This window comes from Aeromonas sp. (assembly GCF_050633025.1).
Classification (GTDB): domain Bacteria; phylum Pseudomonadota; class Gammaproteobacteria; order Enterobacterales; family Aeromonadaceae; genus Aeromonas.
Window position 1 is genome coordinate 1 of record NZ_JBODRQ010000164.1, and the last position, 6267, is coordinate 6267.

The 6267-nt window shown below is 57.3% G+C and carries 7 protein-coding genes and 1 pseudogene; 2 read left to right on the forward strand and 6 right to left on the reverse strand.

Going from position 1 to position 6267, the window contains the following annotated elements:
- Together ACRAUW_RS16075 and ACRAUW_RS16080 are read right to left on the reverse strand one after the other, a co-directional pair.
- Positions 1–503, reverse strand: a 503-nt coding sequence (locus ACRAUW_RS16075; RefSeq protein WP_431363088.1) for a 2-hydroxycarboxylate transporter family protein, incomplete at its 3' end; no start/stop codon positions are given.
- Between the two features lie 516 nt (positions 504–1019).
- The gene (locus ACRAUW_RS16080; protein ID WP_431363089.1) at positions 1020–1190 is read right to left on the reverse strand and encodes a hypothetical protein; all 171 of its coding nucleotides are present in this window, start codon (positions 1188–1190) and stop codon (positions 1020–1022) included.
- A 176-nt stretch (positions 1191–1366) separates the two neighbouring features.
- On the opposite strand from ACRAUW_RS16080, the pseudogene ACRAUW_RS16085 reads away from it, so the two are divergent.
- Positions 1367–1627 (forward strand): annotated as a pseudogene (locus ACRAUW_RS16085) (substrate-binding periplasmic protein); the annotation flags it as partial.
- Between the two features lie 142 nt (positions 1628–1769).
- Complete coding sequence (locus ACRAUW_RS16090) at positions 1770–2126, forward strand: MliC family protein (RefSeq protein WP_431363090.1); 357 nt, start codon at positions 1770–1772, stop codon at positions 2124–2126.
- 56 nt (positions 2127–2182) lie between these two features.
- Here the strand turns inward: ACRAUW_RS16090 and ACRAUW_RS16095 are convergent, their stop codons facing one another.
- From ACRAUW_RS16095 to nrdD, 4 genes are all read right to left on the reverse strand, one after another.
- A complete protein-coding gene (locus tag ACRAUW_RS16095; protein WP_005358848.1) occupies positions 2183–2575 on the reverse strand; it encodes a TonB family protein in 393 nt (130 codons plus the stop codon).
- 177 nt (positions 2576–2752) lie between these two features.
- Positions 2753–2923, reverse strand: a complete 171-nt coding sequence (locus tag ACRAUW_RS16100; RefSeq protein WP_005338440.1) for a YqaE/Pmp3 family membrane protein — start codon at positions 2921–2923, stop codon at positions 2753–2755.
- 64 nt (positions 2924–2987) lie between these two features.
- On the reverse strand, positions 2988–3497 hold the full coding sequence (gene nrdG / locus ACRAUW_RS16105; RefSeq protein WP_431363091.1) for an anaerobic ribonucleoside-triphosphate reductase-activating protein: 510 nt from the start codon (positions 3495–3497) through the stop codon (positions 2988–2990).
- A gap of 101 nt (positions 3498–3598) precedes the next feature.
- Complete coding sequence (gene nrdD / locus ACRAUW_RS16110) at positions 3599–5716, reverse strand: anaerobic ribonucleoside-triphosphate reductase (RefSeq protein ID WP_431363092.1); 2118 nt, start codon at positions 5714–5716, stop codon at positions 3599–3601.
- Positions 5717–6267 lie beyond the last annotated feature (551 nt).

Here is a 6267-nt window from a genome sequence, read left to right on the forward strand (position 1 = left end):
CCATACCCCATCAGGGAGCCGACCCCCCCCACGCTCAACAACGCCAACACCACACCGCCGAGGATCACCGGCAGATAGCGCATGGCGGCATTTTTCAGCAGGGCACTACTCATACCAAACACTGAACCGGTCACCAGACTGGCGATAAAGAAGTTGAGAAAGCCTCCTTCCTTCATGAAGTTGGTGACGACCTGCCCCGCCTGTACCGGCAGCAGTTGATATTCAAACAGGGCGGCGCCGCCGAAGATGGCGAGTATGGTGCCGCCCCCCAGATATTCACGGATCGGCATGATCCGCTCACCCAGCTCGGTCAGCAGGGTGCCCAGCACGAACATCAGCGCCAGCGCACCGACCATGCCGAGCGGCAACGAGCCATTCCAGCCGGAAAAGAGAACGCAGGTCGCCAACCCCAGAAATATAAAGAGCGGCATACCGGCAATTTGTTGGCCGCCCATAAAGGCGGCCTTTTCTTGTGTGGTTTGTAGGGGGGAGAGGTTTTTCATTGTTATGTACTCTACATGTGGTTGTGGCGCTACTTTATTGAACCCCCTCACTCCTGTCGGTTAACCAGACTGCAAAGCCATATAAAAACATTAATAACTTAAACATCATGGTGCCGCCAACGCGTGCTGCACCATAGAACACCAGACATCCGATACCCGACCAAGTCAGAAAATCAGTCGATAAAACAAGCAAGCCCAATGGCCGATATTTGGGTGATCAGCAGTAATAACGATGCGATGATCTCTCCCCCTTCGGGGAAATAACAGAGCCAGATGACAAGCTCTGCGACCATTTATCTCCACAGATCCTGTGAGTGATAATCAGCAGGTAGCGTCATCCCATGGCACGAGTGCCACAGCATGCCACATCAGGGTTTAAGTCAGCGAGCAGGAAGCACGCACGATGAAAAATGGTGAGGATAAAGATGCAAAAAGGGGAGATTAAAATAGTGATGAGTCAAGCCAGCGAATACCAGAGCACTGGCTTGAGCTCACAAGGATCACACACGGTCAGGTCTATTCTGCCAACAGCAATGGAATATTGGCGAGGTCAAAATCATGACTGATATCGGTACTTCTGATAGCGCCTTCCCGATTCACGCCATGGTGTGATTCTGCACCATATTCCCCATCACTCAACAGCATTTCAATTGCCAGATACACACATCCACTGTCATATCCATCCACAACCCACTTCCCCCTTGTATTATAACCCCATCAATATTAGCTGATAAAAAAGAGCTGCTCGCTAATGCTGAAAATTTCATGAAAATAATTGCTAGAAATCCTCCAGTAACGGCCCCAAACCCGACGTGCGATAAGAGCTCGGGAAGATCGGTATAACAATAGGATCGGGGGCTCGAATGCTGGTGCGCGGCCGGGTCGACTACATCCTGATGCACGGTATACCGGGCTAGCTCAAGATCCAGCGGAAGCAGCTGACCGGCAAGGTGATCAAGGTTGGCAAACTCTCCGCCAATGGCTTCTGGCTCGCCTTCTCCCGCCACCACCCGCAAGGGGAAGCGCTGGCCAAACAGGTCGAGCAGGGACTGCAGAAGATCAAGAACAACGGCATCTATGAGACGCTGATCCGCCAGTTTGAAACCAGACTTGGCCTCTACTGATTGACGATGCCTTCCTGATAGCGCCCCCTCATACTCGCGCGATATGCCGAACAGCCAGCGACGCACCGCATGGCCCCGATGATTGCACAATAACGGTAACCTGTTAGGCTCACGCCCGTATGACACCAATGGAGCTGTAATCATGAACCGAGTGCATATGATGACCGCAGGTGTGCTGGCCCTCGGCCTGCTCGCTGGCTGCAATCAGGGCAATATCCTCTCCGTCACCGGTGGCGAACCTGTCGGTTACCAGTGCGGGCAGGGCAAGAAGGTGCAGGTGCGCTACTTCTCCCTCTCCGACGAGAGCCTCAACTTTATCAAGCTGTCACTGCCGGACGGCAAGGATTACACCCTGCCCCAAGCCGTCTCGGCCTCCGGTGCCCGCTATACGGACGAGCACGAGGCCGTCTGGTGGAACAAGGGGGATGAGGGCTTTGTCGAGCTTCGGGATCAGGATGGCGAGTGGCAGACCGCCTACAACGACTGCAAACAGCAATAAACGTGACCCCGGCCTGGCCGGGGTCTCTCTTTCTCTGGCATCAGAGTGGTGGGGGATCAGTTGATCTCGATCTCGAAGCGGTTGGTCACCTCGACCGGAATGGCATCCGGGTTGCCCTCTGCCGGGCTGTAGCGGATCCGCGAGAGGGTCGCCAGCGCGCTCTGTTCCAGCTCGCCGGGGGGCTCGGCCGCCACCACCTCCGGTTTGACCGGCGTGCCGCTGGCGTCAATTTGATAGCGAACTTCCACATACCCCTTGACCGGTTTGGCCGGCAGGGCGGGCTCGTCATTGCCAAGCCATGACCACTGCTTCTCCTGAACCCAGTAGCTGGACAACTGCTCGAGAGGGATGGCGATCGGAGCGCGCTCGTGCGCTACCTCCTGACGGGATGAGCACCCCAGCAACAGTGTCACTGCCAGACCTGACCATACTGCGACTTTCCACTTCATGTAACGCTCCTTGTTCTTTGCCGGTGCTTGTTGCCGGACTGCGGGCCGCTCAACACGCGCCCTTTTGGTCAGTCACCCATCCTAACGAAAAAGTATTCGTATGAACATGAACAAAAGGGCCAACCCCGAGAGGTTGGCCCTTTTATCGTCAATAAGCTCACTAACCAGCCTCTGGCATCAGCCGCGCTTGTCGCTCACCACCAGCCAGAGCGCATGGACCATGCCCGGCAGACCGCCCATCAGGGTCAGCACTATGTTGATTAAAAAGTGCAGGCTAAAGCCCACCTGGATAAACGCGCACACCGGGGGCAAGAAAATGGCCAGCAGGATCTTGAGCAGATTGTTCATCTCGGCTCTCCTTTTCAAAAAAGTCGTCAGGATTGGAATGGGCTAACCATAAACATCCCGGACTTCAACTGCAAACCAGACAGGGAATTCGCTCACCGGCATCACGCCAGGCGTTGAGGTCGTGGATCTGCTGATTGCTGCTGCCACGCCAGAGCAGACCCGGATCGGCCAACGCCTTTTCAAACTTGCCATCAACCAGCACATCCAGTAAGGCCACCAGCTCGCGCTGGGCAGCAGAGAGCTCGCCGAGCAGGTAACCGGTCCAGCACCAGATATCCTTGCCCGGACACTCGGCACGTACCCGTTTCACCAGCGCCAGCACGTGGGGCACGTTGGCCGGGTGGAGCGGATCGCCGCCGGAGAGCGACAGACCTCGCCGTTTGATGCGCGTGTCGTTAAGATCCCGGATGATGCGATCGCTCATCGCCTCATCGAACGGCTTGCCGCCATCGAGCCGCCAGGTGCTCTGGTTATAGCAGCCCGGGCACTGATGCTCGCAACCGGAGACAAACAGAGTGGCACGGGTGCCGGGGCCGTTGATCACATCGACCGGGTAGTATTGGTGGTAGTGCATCGCTTGTTTCCTGCCTCGCTCACGGGAATACGGCATGACTGCCGCCCCCCCAATGAAAATGGCCCCTTGAGTCAGGGGCCAGCTCTTCATCGCCTGTGCGCTTACATATGTTTGACGCGGCGCTTCACCTCTTCCTGCTTGCCCGCATTGAAGGGGCGCGCATCCGGGCTGCCGAGATAGCCGCAGACACGGCGGGTCACCGACACCTTGGCGGGGTCGTGGTTGCCGCAGCGCGGGCAGGTAAAGCCCTTGGAGGTGCACTCAAATTCGCCGGTAAAGCCGCAGTCGTAGCACTCGTCGATGGGAGTGTTGGTACCGTAGTAAGGCACCTTGTCATAGCTGTAATCCCAGACGTTTTCGAGCGCTTCCAGGTTGTGCTGGATGTTGGGGTACTCGCCGTAGCAGATGAAACCGCCGCTGGCGATGGGCGGATAAGGCGCCTCGAAGTCCAGCTTGTCGTACGGATTGACCTGCTTCTCCACATCGAGGTGGAAGCTGTTGGTGTAGTAACCCTTGTCGGTCACGCCGGATACCACGCCAAACTCCTTGGCGTCGATGCGGCAGAAGCGGGTGCAGAGGTTCTCGCTCGGGGTGGAGTAGAGGCTGAAACCGTAGCCGGTCTCCTCTTTCCACTCGTCGATGGCCGCCCTAAGACGGGCGATGATGGCGATGGCCTTCTGTTGCAGCTCGGCGCTGTCAAACAGGTGCACCTTGTCACCAAACAGGGCGTTGATGGTCTCGTGAACGCCGATATAACCGAGGGAAATGGAGGCGCGACCGTTCTTGAAGATCTCGCTGACGTTGTCGTCCGCCTTCAGCCGCACGCCGCAAGCCCCTTCCATATAGAGGATCGGCGCAACCCGTGCTTTCACCCCGTCCAGACGGGTGATGCGGTACATCAGTGCCTTCTTGGCGACCCGCAGGGAGGCATCGAGACGATCCCAGAAGTCCGCTTCGTCACGGGATTTCAGGGCTATGCGCGGCAGGTTGAGGCTCACCACCCCCAGGTTGTTGCGACCTTCGTGGATCAGCTCACCATTCTCCTCGTAGGCACCGAGGAAGGAGCGGCAACCCATGGGGGTCTTGAAGGAGCCGGTCACTTTCACGACCTGGTCGTAGTTGAGGATGTCCGGATACATCCGCTTGGAGGCACACTCCAGCGCCAGCTGCTTGATGTCGTAGTTGGGATCGCCCTGCTTGTGGTTGAGGCCATCCTTGATGGCGAACACCAGTTTCGGGAACACGGCGGTCTTCTTGTTCTTGCCAAGGCCAGCGATACGGTTGTTGAGGATGGCGCGCTGGATCATCCGCGACTCCCAGCTGTCCCCCAGACCAAAGCCGAAGGTAACGAACGGCGTCTGCCCGTTGGCAGTGTGCAGAGTGTTGACTTCGTACTCCAGCGACTGGAAGGCGTCGTAACACTCTTTCTCGGTGCGGGCCATGGCGTAGGCCTCCACATCGGCAATGCCCCACTCCTTGGCCACTGCACGGTGCTTCTGCCAGCTGATGGTCACATAGGGGGCCAGCACTTCGTCGATGCGGTTGATGGTGGTGCCGCCATAGATGTGGCTCGCCACCTGGGCGATAATCTGGGCAGTGACCGCGGTGGCGGTGCTGATGGATTTCGGGGTATCGATCTCCGCATTGCCCATCTTGAAGCCGTGGGTCAGCATACCCTTCAGGTCGATCAACATGCAGTTGAACATCGGGAAGAAAGGTGAGTAATCGAGATCGTGGAAGTGCAGATCACCGCTCTCGTGGGCCTGAACCACATCACGGGGCAGCATGTGGCTGGTGGCATAGTGCTTGGCGACAATACCGGCCAGCAGGTCGCGCTGGGTCGGGATCACCTTGGAATCCTTGTTGGCGTTCTCGTTGAGCAGGGCGGCATTGGTCTGCTCGACCAGACCCCGGATCTCCTGCGCCAGACGACCGCGCGCCTCGCGGGCCTGATCCCTGTCGTGGCGATATTCGATATAGGCGCGGGCAATGGCCTTGTCGTCGGAGGCCATCAGGTGGTTTTCGACCCGGTTCTGGATCTCGTGGATATCGACTTCACCACGCCCCTCCAGCTCCTGACTCACCGCGCTTGAGATACGCTGTGCCAGTGCCGGGTTGGCCTGATTGACCGCTTCCGCCGCACGGCTGACCGCATCAGCAATCAACTGGGCATTGAATGGTGCGCGACAACCGTCACGTTTGATCACAACCGGTTTCATGAATTTTCCCCGTTAAAAAGGCCTGGCATTTGCCTCAGGCTCACCCTTGTTGGGCCCCCCTCCCGGCATCTCGTCCTGGACGCAAACAAATTCAGCCGAGGCTTGACAAGCCTGGGCTGAAGATAGGAAGGGAACAGCTTATACACAGCTTAATAACACAACATATAGGCATAAAAAACGAATGCATCCCTATATGTGGTGTCTATTAGGCACCAAAGCGCCGCCTCATTTCTTGATCCAGAACAGGTTTTTCAGCGAGCGGGACAGTTCACGACCAACCAGAAAAAGCTCCAATCAAATCCAGCCCCAAGCGTGGTGCGGGCTGGCGTCCGATCCGTCCAACCGAAAAAAATCGCTCCTCCGCCACACCCGTTTCGAGATGACAGCGCCAACCAAAACCGCCCATACTGAACAAGAACTCTCTCCCCCTCGACAAGGGACAACCCATGCGCACCTCCCTGCTGTTGCTACTGTTATCCACCCTCTCTCTGCCGCTCTGGGCCGCCAACATTCTGGTGATCAGCAGCTACCATCCCGAATACCTGTGGGAC